Origin of the sequence: Methanothermobacter wolfeii, assembly GCF_025397995.1 — an archaeon.
GTDB lineage: Archaea > Methanobacteriota > Methanobacteria > Methanobacteriales > Methanothermobacteraceae > Methanothermobacter > Methanothermobacter wolfei.
Window position 1 is genome coordinate 364,916 of the sequence record NZ_CP104550.1, and the last position, 17,794, is coordinate 382,709.

A 17,794-nucleotide genomic window follows, 5' to 3' on the forward strand; every position below is an offset into this window, starting at 1 on the left:
CATATATTTATTTAATCAAATTTCCTTTTATCTATAACCCTGACAGCCTTGCCCTCACTCCTCGGGAGGCTTCCCGGTTCAACCAGGGTCACGTTGACCCTTAAACCGATTTCGTTGTGGATATGTTTTTCTATCATGCGTTTGGCTTCCTCCACATGCTTGACCTCATCAGAGAAGAGCTCCGGTGACGCTTCAACCCTGACCTCCAGTTCATCAAGGAATTCTGGCCTAGTGACAACTATCTGGTAGTGGGGTTCAAGGCCCTTCACTCCAAGCAGCGCCCTTTCGATCTGGGATGGGAATACAATAACACCCCTTATCTTCAGCATGTCATCGCTTCGACCGGTAATCCTGTCCATCCTGACGAGTGTACGTCCGCAGCCGCATGCTTCATTCCTCAGGGCGGTTATATCCTTTGTCCTGAACCTCAAGATGGGCATACCCTCCCTTGTGAGTGTTGTGAGTACCAGTTCACCCTTCCTCCCGTAGGGGAGTTTCTCAAGGGTCTTTGGGTCTATGATCTCGGGGTAGAAGTGGTCCTCAAATATGTGCAGACCGTTCTTTTCAGGGCATTCCTGAGCAACCCCGGGCCCTATTATCTCTGTAAGACCGTATATGTTGAGGGCGGTAAGGCCCAGCCTCTCCTCTATAGCATTTCTCATCTCCTCTGTCCACATTTCAGCCCCGAATATCCCTGACTTCAGGTTAAGGGCCCCTATGTCGACACCTTCATTTTCAAGGACCTCTGCAAGGTAGAGGGCGTAGGATGGTGTGCATGTTATCACCGTTGTGCCAAAGTCCTGCATTATCTCAATCTGCCTCTTCGTGTTCCCTGCAGATATGGGTATGACAGTCGCCCCGATCCTCTGGGCACCGTAGTGAACTCCAAGACCACCGGTGAATAATCCGTAACCATAACAGTTCTGTATACGATCCTTTTTCGTCGCCATACCCATTGTAAGGGCCCTGGCCATCACCTCAGACCATATCTCAAGGTCCTTCTTCGTGTACCCTGAGACAACGGGTTTTCCGGTGGTCCCTGATGATGTGTGCACCTCCACTATCTCCTCATCAGGCACCGCGAACATACCGAAGGGGTAGGCTTCCCTCAGGTCATTCTTTGTTGTGAATGGCAGTTTAGAGATATCCTCAAGGGTCTCTATGTCCTCAGGAAACACGCCCGCTTCTGTTAAGCGCTTATGGTAATAAGGAACATTCTCATAGGCCCTTTTAACGGTTTTCTGGAGCCTTTTAAGCTGTAGTTCCTGTCTTTCTTCAGGGTCCATGCATTCTGCTTCAGGGTTCCATATCATTTCAATCGCCTTAAATCAACTTTCTCTGGAATCTGTTTATAAAGACTTATATGCTAATTGTCATCATCATTAATTATAATTTAATGGACTGAAGGAGGATTTAGGATGGATCTTTTAATACTTGGTATCGTGGTTCTCATATACTTCCTTCTTACCGGGTATGTGGGTTATGTTGCCTGGCGGAGGACGGAGACCTCTGAGGACTACATGGTTGCCGATAGGAAGGCCCACCCCTATATTATGGCCATGAGCTATGGCGCCACCTTTATCAGTACCGCGGCGATAGTTGGTTTTGGCGGGATGGCCGGTGCCTTCGGGATGGGTATCCTGTGGCTTGTGTTCCTCAATATACTCGTCGGTATATTCATAGCATTTGTGTTCTTTGGTAAGCGCACGAGGAAGATGGGGCATAACATGTCCGCCCTAACATTCCCCGAGTTTATCGGGAGAAGATTCAGGAGCCGTTTTCTCCAGTACTTTGGAGGGGCGATAATATTTCTGGGCATGCCACTCTACGCCTCTGTGGTCCTCATAGGAGCTGCAAGGTTCCTTGAGACGACGGTGAAAATAGACTTCGGGATAGCCCTTATACTGATAGCGCTTATAGTTGCCGTTTATGTGGTTATGGGTGGTATAAAGGGTGTTATGTATACTGATGCCCTCCAGGGGACCATAATGTTCCTTGGAATGATATTCCTTGTTGTTTCAACATACTATATACTGGGAGGGGTTGTTGAAGCCCACCAGGCACTCACAGGGATTTCAAATCTCATACCTGCGGAGGCAAAGGCTGTTGGTGCAACTGGATGGACCAGTATGCCGGTTTATGGCAGTCCATACTGGTGGACCCTTCTGTCAACGATAATCCTGGGTGTGGGTGTGGGTGTTCTTGCACAGCCACAGCTCATTGTGAGGTTCATGACGGTGAAGTCCAACAGGGAACTCAACAGGGGTGTACTGATAGGGGCCCTCTTCATATTCGTAATGACCTGGAGCGCCTATGTTGTCGGAGCCCTGTCGAATGTGTATTTCTTCAGAAAGGCGGGGATGATTGCTGTTGAGGCTGCCGGTGGAAATGCTGATAAGATAATACCTGTCTTTATAAATTCCGCCATGCCAGAGTGGTTCTCATACATCTTCATGCTCACCCTTCTTTCTGCTGCCATGTCAACCCTCAGTTCACAGTTCCATGTTCAGGGCACATCCATTGGAAGGGACGTCTACGAGACCATTATGAGGAGGAAGGGTGACAGGTCAGTTCTTATAACAAGGGTTGGTATCATCATCGCCATCCTGATAGCGGTTGTCCTCGGGTACATCCTCCCTGGAAGTATAATAGCGCAGGGAACAGCCCTCTTCTTCGGTATATGTGCAGCGTCCTTCCTTTCAGTGTATGCTGCGGCGCTGTTCTGGAAGAGGGCTACAAGGGAGGGTGCTATTGCAGGGATGGTCTCAGGCGCCCTTGTAAGCCTCTTCTGGCTGCTCTTCGAATACAAGAAGACTGCAATGGCCCTGGGGGTTACCAGGGTCATATTTGGAGGCCCTGTCATATCTTCAATGCCTTGGCCTGTTGTGGATCCTATACTGGTGGGTGTTCCTGTATCTGCTCTTATGCTTGTGGTTGTGAGTCTGATGACTGAGCCACCATCCAGGGAACACCTTGATAAATGTTTCAACGGAATAAAGGGAGTTTAATTCAAGGGAGCGTGGTGGTTAAGGATGGTTCTTGGAATACCTGACCCCTGGGTGTGGAGCGCATATCTGCTCTGCATCCTCATAACCCTCTTCTGTGTTATCTATGGAGTCCTTAACTGGAACAGTGGAGGGGAGGATGAGGAAGAACAGATAATGGAAGAAATCAGATGGGAGGAAGAGGAGAGGAAAATGGAAGAGGATGAGCTGGGCCTCTAGGCATGGCCTATCCATATATTCTGGACAGTGCTGTTCTTTTCTTTTCATATGATGTGGTTGAGTTTTTTTGAGATAAGTAAAATTCGGTTTTTTACATTTTTCAGTATCCTATAAAAAAAATAAAATTAGAAGAGACCGCTTTCTTCGAGTTTGCTTTCCATCCAGTGGGCTCTTTTATCCATCTTCTCCTTGACAAGTACCGTTATGCAGAAGGCCATCACCGGGAAGACACTGAGAAGGGCAAGGTTCATCCAGTAGCTGCTCCAGATCACACCCCCAACAACCTCCCTCAGGGCGCCAACGGCATATGTGAGTGGAAGGTAGGGGTGTATTGCCTGGAAGAATGGCGGTAAAAGTTCCACAGGGAATATCCCGCCTGTACCTGTGATCTGGAGTACCAGCAGTATTATTGATATGGCCTTACCCGCGTTACCCAAGGCTGATGTCAGGGAGTAGACTATCAGCATGGAGCAGATACTGATGTAGACGGTTGTGAGTACAAAGAGTAACCTGCTGGTAAGCTGCACCCTCAGGAGCATGGCGCCGGCTGCAACCACAAGGGCATGGAAGATGGAGATTATCAGGAAGAGACCCATCCTTCCAAGGTAAACCTCTATGCTACTGTAATTACCTCTTGCACGCATGGTTATCATGGCAACCGCGATTATACCACCTATCCATAGTGATAGGGGTACATAGAATGGTGCAAGTGCTGATCCATAGTTCTCAACCGGATATATGTGCTGTTTCTCCATTTTAACCGGGCTCTTGAAGTACTCCCTGACTGCGGAGGGATCTGTATCTGCAAGCCTTATGAGGCTGTCGATGTCATCCTCGCTGATTGAGTTCAGCTTCTGATTTGCCTCCTGGATCGCTGATCTGATAACAGGCCACTTTGAATTTGCAATGCCAAGTTTCGCTGATGCTTCACGCATTGAAGAGTCGATCCGGTCTTCATTTGCCATCAGCATGTTGATGGCGCTGTCCATCCTGTCAAGCGATGCCTTAAGCTGCACAAGACGGTTGCTTGTCTTCTTTGTTTTGAGGTCGGATTCAATGGCCTGGAGTATGCCCAGAACTTCACTGGCCTTCTGTATATTGGTGTCTATCTGATTTATGGCTGTTTTTAGCTGAGGATCGCCTGTGGCAGAATATAGGCTACTTAAAACTGCTTTAAGGTACTTCAATGATGTTATGGCCTCTGATAGGTGTGTTTCCATGTTCTCTACTGTGGTAAGTGCCTTTTCAGGGTCCTTTCCAATGTAACTTTCAAGCAGACTGTACTTTTCCCTTACGAAGTTTGAATTGTCCCTTATTTCAGGTAGATATCCCTTCAAACCTGACCAGAAGCTCTGCCCGGTCTGAAGGTCAGAATTGGCCCTTTTAAGTGTTTCATCTATATTCTGAATGTTTCCATTGAGTTCGTTGATGAAACTCTTTGTCTTCAGGAACTGGGCCTTGTTTGCCCTTGCAAGTTCACCTGCACTGCTTATCTTTCCGAATATGATGCCGTCTATGGTTTTAACGATCTCACTGTTTATCTTTGCCTGGAGCGCATCTGCACCGGCATTTGTTATCCTCGGAGCAACCGGGTTCAGCTTGTCGTTTACTATGTACTCGATCTTGGCCTGTCTGGGGGTGCCGTTCTTAATTGAAAGGATATCTGAACTGAAGTTTCCAGGGATTATCAGTACAGCGTAGTATTCTCCGCTTTTAAGTCCATCCATTGCTTTTCCTCTGTCAACGAACTGCCAGTCGAAGTTCCTGTTTTTTCTGAGTTCGTCTACAAGCTCTGTGCCTATGTTTATATGTTCACCGTTTAGAACCGCGCCGCGATCCTCATTTACAACAGCTACACTGAGATCTGATGTCCTTGAGTAGGGGTCAAGTGTTGCCTGTATGTTGAAGACAGCATAGAGTGCCGGTATACATATTATAACTGCAATGACGAAGAGAACAACCGGACTGTTCTTTACCGTTTTCAGGTCATTTCTGAATATTTTCAGGGCATTTCTCATGGATTCTCTGCCTCCAAAAAATAAAGTTTATTTTTGTAAGAAAAAGTTTAAGGGTCATCAACCTATATAAAGGTTTCCCTCAGGAGGAGCTCATGCTTTCAGGAACCCCGACGGCTCTTGGGTTTGACTTAGATTTTTATACTCAGAAAACCAAGAGTAATATTATGAGTTAGTTATCTGGATGGTGGTACCATGAGAATAGTTGAAGATATAGTAGGTAAAGAGGTTCTTGACAGTGCTGCAACTGTTATAGGCAAGGTAAAGGATGTTGAGGTTGACATCGAATCCCAGACAATAGAGGCGCTGGTTCTTGGTAAGGGTGGAATATCAGAGGGTCTTGGCATCTCCAAGGGTGAAACAATAGTGCCCTATGAGATGGTTAAGAAGATAGGTGACAAGATACTCCTCAAGGGAGGAGAGGAATAGAACCTTATCTTTTTTAAGGGTGAAGAAATTTGCATCTTAAGGGTATCTGCAGCCTCTGCGGGAGGGCAGATTTTCTTCACACATGCCGCCTCTGCGGTGCAAACGTGTGTTCAGAATGTTACATTGCAGATATGGGAGTCTGTAGAATATGCCGGTCAAAAATTCAGAGAAGCTCAGAGAGACACTCATAAAACTCCTCAATGAAAGGGAGGTTATAAAACACGGGAAGTTCATTCTTTCGTCAGGAAGGGAGAGCGATTACTATGTTGATATCAAGAGGGCGGTCACGGACCCTGAGGTTCTCAGGGTAATAGCCCGCATGATAGCCCTGGAACTCATTGGTATAGACAGGGTTGCAGGACCCGCCCTTGGCGCGGTGCCCATTGCAACGGCAGTATCCCTTGAGTCAGATAAACCCCTCCTTATGATAAGGAAGGAGAAGAAGGGTTACGGCACATCAAAACTCATTGAGGGCGAACTTGTGGAGGGTGACAGGGTTGCTGTTGTGGAGGATGTGACAACGACAGGAGCATCCCTCCTTAAGGCCATTGATGCAATCACCGGAAACGGAGGTATCGTTGAAAGGGCATTTGTTGTGGTGGACCGTGAGGAGGGAGCACTGGAGAAATTCAGGGAGAGGGGACTGGAACTTGTACCCCTGCTTTCTGTCTCTGATTTCAGATGATCATTCCCTCAGGTGCTTTACAAGGTGCGGCAGTTCAGAGACCACAAGTTCAATTCCCAGTTTAACGGCGTTTGGGGAGCCGGGGAGTGCAAATATGAGGGTCCTCCTGTAGACCCCTGCAGTTGCCCTGCTAAGTATTGCACCGGCCCCGAGCTCCCTGAAGGTGAGGTGCCTGAATATCTCACCGAAACCATCAAGTTCCTTTTCAAAGAGTTCCTTAAGGGTTTCAACGGTTATATCCCTGCTCCCTATACCTGTGCCCCCTGTGGTGAAGATAACCGAGGCACCACCATCTATCAGCTGGTTGATGGTAGCCACCAGTCTGTCTGCATCGTCGGGTATTATTATATGGTCCATGACAGAATAATCTTCAGAGAGGACATCAACCAGTGTTCTTCCTGAGATGTCACTTTCAGGGATTCCACCTTTCTTCATAAATTCTGAATACTTTGAGTCGCTGAGGGTTATGACCCCGCACCTGATGCTCCTGGGGGCATCCCTCCGGTGTTCCTCCATACTCGGACTTTTCATATTAACCAGCCACTTTATTAATAATACATGTTCTATGTAACACAGTATTTATTGCAGCCACTGTTTATAAGTCTTTTGATTTTTCTGTCACTGAAAAGGTTTATATCTGGTTTTCTGACACCCGGAGAAAAGTAATAAAAATTTGTGACAGTTTGGTTGGGGTAGGGTTTGATATTGGATTGGAGGCGGTTTCAATTCCAATTTAAAAGACCAGAATGAGTTTAAAAGTCCTGGACCCTACCCGAGTAGTATATATGATTAACACCATTTATAAAGTTTTCGCCAGTTAATTTAAACGGATCAAATGGCATCCTATTACCTTTAAATGGGCTGAAAAACCTTAATTTCTAAAAAAGAAGGTTCCGATCCATTTCACTGAATTTTTTAGTAATACTTTTTAACCGGCGACAGATTATCCATAACATGCCACGGATATTATCCATGAAGGCTACCACCCTGAAGGTCCCCCTGATTATCCTGTGACATCCGTGCAGTACCCCTGATCCCCGACGGCTACTCTAATCTGGATCTCAGGTGTCATCAATGAGGTTTCATCAGCCAGCTCACCATGAAGGCCACCTTAAAAAACCTGGACCCATACCCTCCTAACTGGCTCAGAAAATTAGATATGATAATTGCCTTCATAACAAGTGTAGAGTGATTTCCATGAAGAAGGTTCTTGATGCATCGGCATTCATAAACGGTTACATACCCTCTGATAGGGATAATTACACGGTCAACCAGGTTATTGAAGAGATTAAGGACTTTAAATCCAGGATGGTATTTGAAAAAGCCATTGAAGAGGGTAAATTAAGGATAGAAGAACCAGACCCTGAAAGTATGGAAATGGTCCAGGAGGCGGTGCGGGAATCAGGAGACGTACTGAAGCTTTCAGAGACGGATAAAAGGGTCATAGGACTTGCAGTTTCACTCAAAGGGAGGGATGATGTTACTGTAATAACAGATGACTACACGATACAGAACACCCTGAAGCTCCTTGGAATAAGGTTCAGAAGCGTCCTTACAGAGGGGATAAAGGAGACCTACACCTGGATCAGGACATGCAGGGGATGTAAAAGGGAATACTCCGATGATTACCCCCATGAAGAATGTGAGGTATGCGGGTCCGGGATAGTCCGGAAAAGAAGAAGATGACGAGGGGATCATATGAAGATAGGCGTGGTTGTGCACGGACCACAGATAGTGGACTCTGGCTATGCAGCGGAACTCATAGAGTTCCTCAAAAAATACGGTGAAGTAAGGGCAAGGCTCGGCGGAACCATGGGCAGAACCGCTGTCTACGACGCCCACCTTGAGGACACCATAGACATATCAGAAAAGAGACTACCAAGCGAATCAGCGGACCTCTTCGCAGAGGAGGGCGCTGACCTTGTCGTCCTCATGAACTATGGAAAATCCCGTGTGACAGGGCATGGATTCGGATACAAGGTGTTCAGAAGATCAAAGAGGAAACCAGATCTCATCCAGATAGAGAGACCAGGTGAGGATGATGGAAGCGTTGTACCCTGGACAGAATCCGTGCATGAACTTGCAGGGGAAATTGCCAGGGAACTCCACCTGGAACTCGTAGATCCTGATGAGATATGCCGTGAACTCTTCCATGACGAACCCTGCAGGGACACGGAGTCCAACGGCACAGAATACCGCAGACTTGTGGGGGTCTCTGAGAATGAGAACATCTTTGTCAACGGCATCGTTGTAGGGGTTTCAACATCAGATGAGGTCACCCTGGTGGCAGAGGACGGTGTAATCACAGAGATAATCGGGGGCAGGATAAAGGAGCACGGTGTTGAAAAACTTGGAAGGATAAACCTCAGCGAAGCCGTAGTAAAGACAGGACTCCTCAGGAGGGCGAGTGTAAAACCAAGGAAGGTTAAAAGGAGGGAAAAAGAAAAGAAAAAATTCAGGGTATCATTCCTGAACCATGCAGCCGAGGACATATACCGGCTTCACAGCTCCGACCTCGTCGTGACCGTTGGCGATGACACCACCCTTGTAGCCGCGGATATCCTCTACAGATTCGATGTACCCATAATAGGCATCACCGATGGCGACATAGACAGGGTGGTAAGGGAGGGCTTCAGGTGCCTGGGCTCATTGATAATAGAATTTGAAGGCGGATGGGACGATATAGTCGGTAAGAAAATACATGAGGAACTCTTCAGGGGCAGAGACAGCCTTGAAACTGAAGATGTGGAAAGTTTTAAAAGGGATCTCCTACAGATTATAGATAATATAGGTGCCAGCTACACTATAAGATCCACCTGAATCGATAAAAAGAGGTGTGGAATTGGATTTAGATTATATCATCCATTCCCTTAAGAATTTTGAGGGTGTAACAAGGAAGCGACCCATAAGGAACATAGTTTCTATTTTAAACGACGCATACAATGTTTCAGGCAACACCTACCTTGGATTTGGCGACGACGCATCCGCCATAAGGATTGGTGATGGAAAACTTCTTCTACTTGCAGCCGACGGGATATGGGGGCGGCTGCTTGAATCGGACCCATACTGGGCCGGCTACTGCTCGGTGCTGGTTAACGTGAATGACATTGCAGCAATGGGGGGTAAACCCATAGGGATGGTTAACGTCCTCTCAATAAACAGCAGGGAGACCTGTTACAGTGTAATGGAGGGCATAAGGGACGGTGCAGAGAAGTTCGGGGTTCCGATGGTGGGGGGACACGTCCACCCCGACACACCCTACGATGCCTTGGATGTTTCAATTGCAGGAATAGCCCCTGAGGATGCCATAATAACAAGCTGTGATGCCCGCCCCGGCGACAGGGTTATAATAGGGATAGACCTTGATGGAAGGCCACACCCATCCTTCCCCCTAAACTGGGATACAACAACACACAAGACACCGGAGGATGTGCAGGCCCAGATAGAGATAATGGCCTTGATTGCTGAAAGGGGTCTTGTAACAGCAGGAAAGGATATAAGCAACCCGGGGACCCTGGGGACCCTTGGAATGCTCCTTGAAGCATCGGAGGTGGGGGCAAGGGTTGAGATGGAATCCATCCCCAGGAACAGTTCAGTGGACTGGGTGGACTGGCTCAGGATGTACCCTGGTTCAGGTTTTGTACTCACAGCACAGGAGGAAAGGGTGGCTGAATGCATGGAGCTCCTGGAATCCGTGGGAATAGAGGCATCAGATGCGGGTGAAATAATAGGTGAAAGAAAACTCTATCTAAGATCAGGTGATGAGGAGGGAGTGCTCTTTGACCTTGAAAGGGAGAGGATAATGGGTGTGACTGAAGAAAAATCATGGGGGAGACCTGATGTTAGTTAAGGTTAATGGAGTTGAGGTTGAGCTTCCGGATGGATCAACCGTTGAGGATGCAATAAGGGCCACAGATGCACCCCACATGGAGAGGACCCTTGTAGGGGTAATAAAGGGTACCCAGGAGCTTGAAGAGACCATAGACACCTACAGGATCAGGACAACAGCAGGAAGTGTCCTTATAGAGGTCCTGCCAGATGAAGCACCCCTACTTGTGGATACCTGGAGACGGATCTACAGAAAACTTGAAAATCTGCGTATAAGATGGACCACCCCATCTGAGGTTTCAATGGGCCCCCTGAAGACAGACCTTGAACCAACAAGGAAGGAGTTCAGCTACGATGAAAACGAGGTTGTAATAAGCCTTTCAGGTTTCAGTCCGGATTCAACCCATATAATACTCTCAAAGGAGGATCACAGGGCAGTCTACGGTGCACCAGATGAAAACAGGGGTGTTTTTGCAAGGATAACCGGTGGAAGAAGAACCCTTGAAAGATTAACCGATGAAGACGTTATAAAATCCGTGGAACCTGTTGTTAAGAGAAGGAGCATAGTGAAGAGTGCCGCGGTAACCGACCTCCAGACACCCCTTGAGGACGGTAACCAGTTATTCACCTATGTGAAGGTTAAGGCATCAATGGATTCACCCCAGTCGGTTGAACACTTCTTCACAATGTTGGAGGATGGTAAATTAAGGGTTGACTATGAGGCAAACTCCTTTATAGGGTTCTACTCACTACAGGGAATAAAGAAGGACCCTGAAAGGATAGATAAAAGGAAGAGGGGCACGGTAACGCTCCGAAACACAGGTAGGGGAGCCGGAAGGGTCTACATCTACAGGGAGGACAGGGTTTCAACACCATCCCATAACATAATAGGGAATGTTACAGAGGGCATGGAACTCGTGGACATAGCCGGTGAAGGGGACAGCATCACCATCCAGAGCGAACCCGGAAGGATAATGACGGTCTCAATGACCCAGAAGGAAGCAGAGGAATACCTCAGCAGTTACGGTATAGAGCAGGTAAGGGAAGGCCTCATGGACGATGAAGCCATAGTCGTTGCCCAGGACCCAGCATACACCATGGAAATACTCAGGGAAGGAAAGGTTAAAACAGTGGGCATAGACCCTGAAAGGATCATTGAGATAGAGATGGATCCACAGGCTCCGAGATCCTCATGGTACTTCAGGAGGATGACGGGCCTCCTGGACACACCAATAGGATCCATGAAGGTGCACTTCGCCTTCCCCGGGATGAAGGTCGTGATGTTTGAGGGTGAAAAGTCAATGGCAAAGGGTCTGGTACCTGAAAACACACCTGAAGGCTGCGTGAAGAAGGGGGAGATAGGCATAACAAACATGTCAAGAAGACACATCGGAATGGTTGGTGTGAGGCTTGAGGACAACGATGAATACGGCCCCACAGGGGAGCCCTTCAACGGCACCAACATAATAGGCAGGATCACAAGGGGCATTAAGAATGTGGAAAAATTCAAGGAGGGGGACACGGTTTATGTCAGAGAAAGAAAAAAATGATGAAACTTCAACCAGGATGATAATCCTGAGCCCATCTGCAAGTATCAGCTCATCTGAACTTGTCCAGAAACTGCACCTCCTCGGCCTTCCCCTTACAATAAAATCAACATGCTACGGCGCCCTCATCCATGGAAACACAGAAGACGTTAGGGAAGCCATTGAAAAAATAAGGAGCATCGACCCGGCCAACATATTCACCAAGGAGAGGGGATTCCCACCAGGGGACCCGAGGAGATGTAGGGGACACAGGGGCGCTGCCCGTGAAGGATACCACCAGCTTGAGAAGGAATTCAAACTCCTGGGCCATGTAAGCGAAGCCCTAGAAAGACCGGCTGAGGTCACCGTAAAGAGGAAGGGCAAAGTCCCGGTAGAAGAATTCCGGATGATAGCAGAAGAAAGAAAAAAATCAAAGGAGAATGTTGAGGACTGATAAAATGAAAATAACAGCATCATCAGGTGGAGATGAACTGAGGGACCTTGGAATGTGCATACATGAACTCGTAAATCGCCTCCCCCTCACAATAAGGAGTAAAAATTCCCCTGGACTCAGAATAGAGGACGGTAAGGTGGTGGATGACAGCTACACCGGACCAGTCCTTGAAAAGGTCCTTGAATCAGGGGAAATAGCACGTGAGACACCTGAAAGCGGCCCCTACAAAGGCACACCAGTGATCGTGGTCCCCCTCAAGGAGAAGGGTGAGGTGATCTGCGCCGTAGGCATAGTGGACGTCACCAAGGGCCTCTTCACAGACATGGTTGAAATAGCCAGAAGACCCGAGGATGTTGACAGGGGGGAGTTCTATTGAAGATAGCCATATTCCCACCAAATTCACTCATACTGGCTGATCTTGTTGAGAGAAGGGGACATGAGCCCCTGGTGATCCAGAAGGAGATAAAAAAGAAGGTCACCGATCCGGAGATAGATTCACCACCCTTCAACATAACAGAGGAGGACCCCATAAAGGGCCTGAAGTACGCCGCCATAGAGGTCCCCTCAGGAGTCAGGGGGAGGATGTCAATCTTCGGACCGCTCATTGAGGAGGCAGACGCAGCCATAATAATGGAGGAAGCACCCTTCGGGTTCGGATGCATCGGATGCGCACGGACCAATGAATTATGCGTCTTCCACCTGCGTAAGAAGGGGATACCAACCCTCGAACTCAAGTATCCCACAACACGTGAGGAGACGATAGAGGTCGTTAACAGGATAAACAAATTCCTTGATGAACTGGAGGCTAAAAATGGTTAAAATAGCCCAGATATCATGCGGAACCGACTACAGTGGTGTTCAGAAGGAAATAGAGAAGGCGGCAAGCACCTTCGGCGCCGAGATAGTGATCCCCGAGGCTGACCTTGATTACATAGACGAGGCCTATGAAAAGTTCGGATTCAACTGCGCCAGTTCAAGCATAAGACTCATGATAGCAAGGGCGATGTCCCTTGTGGAGGGTAAAACAGATGCAGACGCGGTCTTCATAGCAACCTGTTTCAGATGCGCTGAGGGGGCCCTTGTCAGGAACGAGATAAGGAGATTCATACAGCAGAACACGAGACTGCCCGTCGTAACCTATTCATTCACAGAACGGACAAAGGCCGATGAGCTGTTCATACGAATGGAGGCACTGGCAACAATAGTTGCAAGGAAGAGCATACTTGCAAGGGAAAAACAGGAGGGCCTGACCCTGGGCATTGACTCGGGTTCAACCACAACCAAGGTGGTCCTCATGGAGGACAATGAGGTTATAGGCACCGGATGGGTTCCAACAACGGATGTGCTGGGGTCAGCAGAGAAGGGAATAGAGGAGGCCCTGACAGGAACAGGTTATCAGATGAAGGACCTTGAAGGGATAGGCGTCACAGGCTACGGGAGGCTCACAATAGGAAAGCACTACAATGCAGACCTCATACAGGAGGAACTCAGTGTTAACTCAAAGGGGGCAGTGTTCCTTGCAGACCACCAGAAGGGTGAGGCAACGGTCCTTGACATAGGTGGGATGGACAATAAGGTCATAACGGTCAACGATGGCATACCCGACAACTTCACCATGGGAGGTATCTGTGCAGGTGCATCGGGCCGTTTCCTTGAGATAACCGCCAGGAGGCTCGGGGTTGAAATCGATGAACTTGGAAGCCTGGCCATGAAGGGGGACTACAAGAAGGCCCTCCTTAACAGTTACTGTATAGTATTCGGTATACAGGACCTTGTAACGGCCCTGGCAGCAGGAACATCAAGGGAGGACGCCGCAGCTGCAGCATGCCACTCTGTGGCGGAACAGGTCTATGAGCAGCAGCTCCAGGAGATAGACGTGAGGGAACCCCTCATACAGGTTGGAGGAACATCCCTCATAGAGGGCCTTGTAAGTGCAGTCAGCGAAATCCTCGGCGGGATCGATGTGATAGTACCGCCGTACTCACAGCACATCGGAGCAGTTGGCGCAGCCCTCCTTGTTTCAGGAATGAGAGGAGCCGGTGAGGGGTAGCAGATGGGAATAAAGGTTGAGTGTTATGACCCCGAGGGTGCTGCGGTCTATGAAATAATCGCCAGACAGGTGCTCCAGGACCTTCAGCTTGTAAGGTCAGTGGAGGATCTCAGGGTGTGGGCGGATCCAAGGGGACCCGTCTTCATAATAGCGGTTAAAACCCAGAGGGCATCCGAACCCGTATACCTTGAGGACATGGCTGAACCAGAAACCGATAAAGCCACAGGGGCAATTCACCTGAGAATAAAGGATGAAACATATCTGCCGGAGCTCCTGGAGAAGTTATGGGAGACACAGGGTCGTGGAAGGGTCCGCCAGCCATCAAGGTTTGAGGTTGTGGTTGAGGATCCTGTATCAGATATAAGCGGCATGATAATCCATGACCCCTCCATGAACCTCCGCAAGAAGGTCTACGACGCCATATTCCGGATAATACCTGAGGGATTCCGTGTTATAAGGGACCTCTCAGAGGATGGCATAATCGCCATGGTATGCACCGATGAGACAATAAGGGATGAATGGATAATGAAGGCCAGGGAGATAATTAAGGATATGAGAAGCTGAACTTCTCGAAAAGGTGAAGATTATGATATCAGTAAAACCTATCAGGAGGCACCCCTAATGCCCGCAAATCCGAGACAGACAAGGTTTGCCCATATAACAAAGGCTCACCCCTGCTTCAATGAAAAAATACATGATAAGGTGGGTAGAATCCACCTGCCAATCGCTCCACGCTGTAACATACACTGCAAATTCTGCACAAGGGACATAAATGAGTGTGAAATGCGCCCCGGCGTCGCTGCAAGGGTAATGACGGCTGATGACGCGGTGGAACATGTAAAGAAGGTCAGATCAGAGATGCCAATCAGTGTGATTGGGGTTGCCGGGCCAGGTGATGCCCTTGCAAATGAAGAAACCTTCGAGTTCTTCAAGAAGGCCAGCAAGGAGTTCCCCGACCTCCTTAAATGTATGAGCACGAACGGGCTGCTTTTACCTGACAAGGCAGATGAAATTGCCGAGATGGGGGTTAACACGGTCACGGTAACCGTGAATGCGGTTGACCCTGAAATAGGCGAGAAGATCTACTCCTTCGTCATCTACGGGGGTAAGGTCTACCGTGGAAGGGAAGCCTTTGAGGTACTCTCAAGGAACCAGCTTGAGGGTATTGAAAAACTCGCCGAAAGGGGAGTAATAGTTAAGGTCAACAGCGTCCTCATACCAGGCCTCAACGATGAACACATAGTTGACATTGCAAGGGAGGTTAAAAGGAGGGGAGCATCCCTCATGAACATAATACCCCTCATACCCATGGGGGAGATGAAGGACTACCCGAGACCCACCTGTGAACAGATTGAAAGGGTCAGGGGAGAGGTTGAGAAGATAATACCCGTCTTCCGGGCCTGCACACAGTGCCGTGCAGATGCCTATGGAATACCCGGCAAAAAGGGCGCGGACAAACACCTTGACATGACACCAGCAAGCCACTACTGATAAATTGAAGCCCCTGGGTGAGTAACGGTGAAGACCCTTGAATGGAAGGACGGAAAGCTTGTACTTATAGATCAGAGAAAACTCCCGGATTCCCTTGAATACTTCGAATGCAGGACGTACAGGGACGTGATATACGCAATAAAGGAGATGGTGGTGAGGGGCGCTCCAGCCATCGGTGTTTCAGCAGCCTTTGGGGTTGCACTTGCCCACCTGGCAGGAGAAGATACCGCCAGGGCCGCAGATGAGATAAAGGCGTCCCGTCCAACAGCAGTCAACCTGTTCTGGGCTGTTGACCGTGCCATGAACTCTGAATCCCCCCTTGAGGAGGCCCTAAGGATGTACAGGGAGGATGTGGAGACGAACATGGCAATAGGAAGACACGGAGCAGGGGTCATTGATGACGGTGACACCATCCTGACACACTGCAATGCAGGTGCACTTGCCTGTGTTGATTACGGGACAGCACTGGGCGTTGTCAGGGCTGCAAGGGATCAGGGAAAGAATATAACCGTAATATGTGATGAAACACGCCCCGTTGGACAGGGAGCACGTTTAAGTGTCTGGGAGATGCAGCAGGAGGGCATACCCGTCAGGCTCATTGCTGATGTCGCTGCAGGGTACCTCATGCAGACAGGAAGGATAGACAAGGTCATAATAGGTGCTGATCGTGTTGCCACCGGCGGGGTGGCGAATAAAATAGGATCCCTGATGGTCGCCCTTGCAGCAAAACGCTTCGAGGTTCCTTTCTATGTTGCAGCACCCCTCAGCACCTTTGACAGGGAAAATTCCATCTACGATGTTGAGATAGAGGAGAGGGATCCCTCAGAGGTCCTGTATTATGGCGGCTGCAGGATCGCGCCACAGGGCACCAGGGCCATCAACCCGGCCTTTGACATAGTCCCATCAGACCTCATAACCGGGATAATAACAGAGAATGGTATTATTGATCCATTATAGTGGTCTTTCTCTTCTTTATTTGCATCAATTCCCTGTGTTGGGGTTTTATTTCTCCATCTTTTAATTAATCCCTGTATGGTGTTTTCATTTCTCAGTTTTCTTTATTCTGGCATCAATTCCCATATGCCATACCCCCGGGCTTCTTGACTTCACCCTTCTTTTATCAATAAATTCCACACTGAAGGGTTCAGCGGCCTTACTGAGACGCTTCATGGGAGTTTCAAAGTCCCGTGCGAATTCATAGTAATGTATTATCCCGCCATCCTTCACAGCCCTCACGGCATCATCAAGGAACTCGCAGGCCGTCCCGGGGAGGTTCATGATAACGTGGTCTGCGAAGGACTCCCTTCCCCTCAGGAACTCCCTGACGTCACCCTCAATGGCAACTATACGGTCCCCTCCGGGGTTGATCTCCGCGTTCTTTCTGATGTAATGGACCGCGTCAGGGTTTATGTCTACAGCATACACCTTTGAGGCCCTTCCGTGCCTTGTAATGGCAACGGCAAAGGGCCCCGCCCCTGCAAACATGTCAAGGACAACTTCACCATCCCTGACCTGACCCGCCACAATCTCCCTTTCATTGGCCAGCCTGGGACTGAAATAAACCTTCTTGACATCAACAAGGATCCTGCTACCGTACTCCCTGTGGACAGTCTCGGATACAGGCTCCCCTGCGATGAGCTCAAGTTCCCTTGTCCTCACAACGCCGCTTACACTCCCCCTCTTCATGTAAACGGCCCTTCTCCCTGTGAACTCAAGCACGGCCTCCCCGATTCTGAACCTGTAATCCTCAAGTTCATAGGGTATCTCAACGATCACAACATCCCCTATGATATCAAAGGACCTCCTTATGGATTCAAGGAGTTCAGCTGGAATTTCATCCCTGAGTATGTCAATAAAACTCCTCGGCGACCTTTTACTTTCATCAAAGGAATCATCTATGACTGTCACACCATCAATTTCAGGGACATCGGCATCTTCCAGGATGGGTATGTAGACGTGTTCATCATCCCTCCTGATCCTGTAGTCCCGGTTAATCACCGATGATTCAACAAGAAGCTTTATTATTTCATTGGCCATCTTCTTCGGAACCTTCAATCCCTTCATAATGAGAACTTCCCTCTCGCTTATTGCC

At 48.6% G+C, this 17,794-nt stretch carries 19 protein-coding genes; 15 read left to right on the forward strand and 4 right to left on the reverse strand.

The window, feature by feature from the left end; all coding sequences use genetic code 11:
• Nucleotides 1-11: 11 nt before the first annotated feature.
• Entirely contained in the window at nucleotides 12-1,313 is a 1,302-nt protein-coding gene (locus N5910_RS02000) for a phenylacetate--CoA ligase family protein (RefSeq protein ID WP_074358512.1), read from the reverse strand.
• Between the two features lie 105 nt (nucleotides 1,314-1,418).
• Between N5910_RS02000 and N5910_RS02005 the strand changes: the two genes are divergently transcribed.
• Together N5910_RS02005 and N5910_RS02010 are read left to right on the forward strand one after the other, a co-directional pair.
• The gene (locus tag N5910_RS02005) at nucleotides 1,419-3,008 is read left to right on the forward strand and encodes a sodium:solute symporter family protein (protein WP_261599712.1); all 1,590 of its coding nucleotides are present in this window, start codon (nucleotides 1,419-1,421) and stop codon (nucleotides 3,006-3,008) included.
• A 24-nt stretch (nucleotides 3,009-3,032) separates the two neighbouring features.
• Nucleotides 3,033-3,224, forward strand: a complete 192-nt coding sequence (locus N5910_RS02010; RefSeq protein ID WP_074358514.1) for a symporter small accessory protein — start codon at nucleotides 3,033-3,035, stop codon at nucleotides 3,222-3,224.
• Between the two features lie 125 nt (nucleotides 3,225-3,349).
• On the opposite strand, the gene N5910_RS02015 is transcribed toward N5910_RS02010, so the two are convergent.
• On the reverse strand, nucleotides 3,350-5,242 hold the full coding sequence (locus N5910_RS02015) for a YhgE/Pip domain-containing protein (protein ID WP_261599713.1): 1,893 nt from the start codon (nucleotides 5,240-5,242) through the stop codon (nucleotides 3,350-3,352).
• Nucleotides 5,243-5,434: 192 nt separating this feature from the next.
• Between N5910_RS02015 and N5910_RS02020 the strand changes: the two genes are divergently transcribed.
• Complete coding sequence (locus N5910_RS02020; RefSeq protein ID WP_074358515.1) at nucleotides 5,435-5,668, forward strand: PRC-barrel domain-containing protein; 234 nt, start codon at nucleotides 5,435-5,437, stop codon at nucleotides 5,666-5,668.
• 148 nt (nucleotides 5,669-5,816) lie between these two features.
• A complete protein-coding gene (gene pyrE, locus N5910_RS02025) occupies nucleotides 5,817-6,353 on the forward strand; it encodes an orotate phosphoribosyltransferase (protein ID WP_074358517.1) in 537 nt (178 codons plus the stop codon).
• On the opposite strand, the gene N5910_RS02030 is transcribed toward pyrE, so the two are convergent.
• Nucleotides 6,354-6,884, reverse strand: coding sequence for a MogA/MoaB family molybdenum cofactor biosynthesis protein (locus tag N5910_RS02030; protein ID WP_074358518.1), 531 nt, complete (start codon nucleotides 6,882-6,884; stop codon nucleotides 6,354-6,356).
• A gap of 666 nt (nucleotides 6,885-7,550) precedes the next feature.
• On the opposite strand from N5910_RS02030, the gene N5910_RS02035 reads away from it, so the two are divergent.
• Genes N5910_RS02035 through mtnA form a run of 11 tightly spaced genes read left to right on the forward strand, consistent with a single transcriptional unit; the run spans nucleotide 7,551 to nucleotide 16,659 of the window.
• On the forward strand, nucleotides 7,551-8,039 hold the full coding sequence (locus N5910_RS02035; protein WP_074358519.1) for a type II toxin-antitoxin system VapC family toxin: 489 nt from the start codon (nucleotides 7,551-7,553) through the stop codon (nucleotides 8,037-8,039).
• Nucleotides 8,040-8,051: 12 nt separating this feature from the next.
• Nucleotides 8,052-9,173 (forward strand): DUF2117 domain-containing protein, encoded by a 1,122-nt coding sequence (locus N5910_RS02040; protein WP_074358520.1) that lies wholly within the window; start codon nucleotides 8,052-8,054, stop codon nucleotides 9,171-9,173.
• A 22-nt stretch (nucleotides 9,174-9,195) separates the two neighbouring features.
• Entirely contained in the window at nucleotides 9,196-10,203 is a 1,008-nt protein-coding gene (locus N5910_RS02045) for a methanogenesis marker 2 protein (RefSeq protein WP_074358521.1), read from the forward strand.
• Nucleotides 10,193-11,731 carry a methyl-coenzyme M reductase-associated protein Mmp3 gene (gene mmp3 / locus N5910_RS02050; RefSeq protein ID WP_074358522.1) on the forward strand — a complete coding sequence of 513 codons (1,539 nt, stop codon included), beginning with the start codon at nucleotides 10,193-10,195 and terminating at the stop codon, nucleotides 11,729-11,731. Before N5910_RS02045 ends, mmp3 begins: the two co-directional genes overlap by 11 nt.
• Nucleotides 11,709-12,161, forward strand: a complete 453-nt coding sequence (locus tag N5910_RS02055) for a methanogenesis marker 6 protein (protein ID WP_074358523.1) — start codon at nucleotides 11,709-11,711, stop codon at nucleotides 12,159-12,161. Before mmp3 ends, N5910_RS02055 begins: the two co-directional genes overlap by 23 nt.
• A 4-nt stretch (nucleotides 12,162-12,165) precedes the next feature.
• On the forward strand, nucleotides 12,166-12,537 hold the full coding sequence (locus N5910_RS02060) for a DUF2111 domain-containing protein (protein ID WP_074359705.1): 372 nt from the start codon (nucleotides 12,166-12,168) through the stop codon (nucleotides 12,535-12,537).
• Complete coding sequence (locus N5910_RS02065) at nucleotides 12,534-12,980, forward strand: methanogenesis marker 5 protein (RefSeq protein WP_074358524.1); 447 nt, start codon at nucleotides 12,534-12,536, stop codon at nucleotides 12,978-12,980. The genes N5910_RS02060 and N5910_RS02065 overlap by 4 nt, the downstream gene beginning before the upstream one ends.
• Complete coding sequence (locus N5910_RS02070; RefSeq protein WP_074358525.1) at nucleotides 12,973-14,211, forward strand: methanogenesis marker 15 protein; 1,239 nt, start codon at nucleotides 12,973-12,975, stop codon at nucleotides 14,209-14,211. Before N5910_RS02065 ends, N5910_RS02070 begins: the two co-directional genes overlap by 8 nt.
• A gap of 3 nt (nucleotides 14,212-14,214) precedes the next feature.
• A complete protein-coding gene (locus N5910_RS02075) occupies nucleotides 14,215-14,775 on the forward strand; it encodes a methanogenesis marker 17 protein (RefSeq protein ID WP_084531139.1) in 561 nt (186 codons plus the stop codon).
• 57 nt (nucleotides 14,776-14,832) lie between these two features.
• On the forward strand, nucleotides 14,833-15,702 hold the full coding sequence (nifB, locus tag N5910_RS02080) for a FeMo cofactor biosynthesis protein NifB (RefSeq protein WP_074358526.1): 870 nt from the start codon (nucleotides 14,833-14,835) through the stop codon (nucleotides 15,700-15,702).
• 27 nt (nucleotides 15,703-15,729) lie between these two features.
• Nucleotides 15,730-16,659: an S-methyl-5-thioribose-1-phosphate isomerase gene (gene mtnA / locus N5910_RS02085; protein WP_074358527.1), complete on the forward strand. Its 930-nt coding sequence runs from the start codon at nucleotides 15,730-15,732 to the stop codon at nucleotides 16,657-16,659.
• A gap of 84 nt (nucleotides 16,660-16,743) precedes the next feature.
• On the opposite strand, the gene N5910_RS02090 is transcribed toward mtnA, so the two are convergent.
• Complete coding sequence (locus tag N5910_RS02090; protein ID WP_074359706.1) at nucleotides 16,744-17,766, reverse strand: class I SAM-dependent methyltransferase; 1,023 nt, start codon at nucleotides 17,764-17,766, stop codon at nucleotides 16,744-16,746.
• Nucleotides 17,767-17,794: the final 28 nt, after the last annotated feature.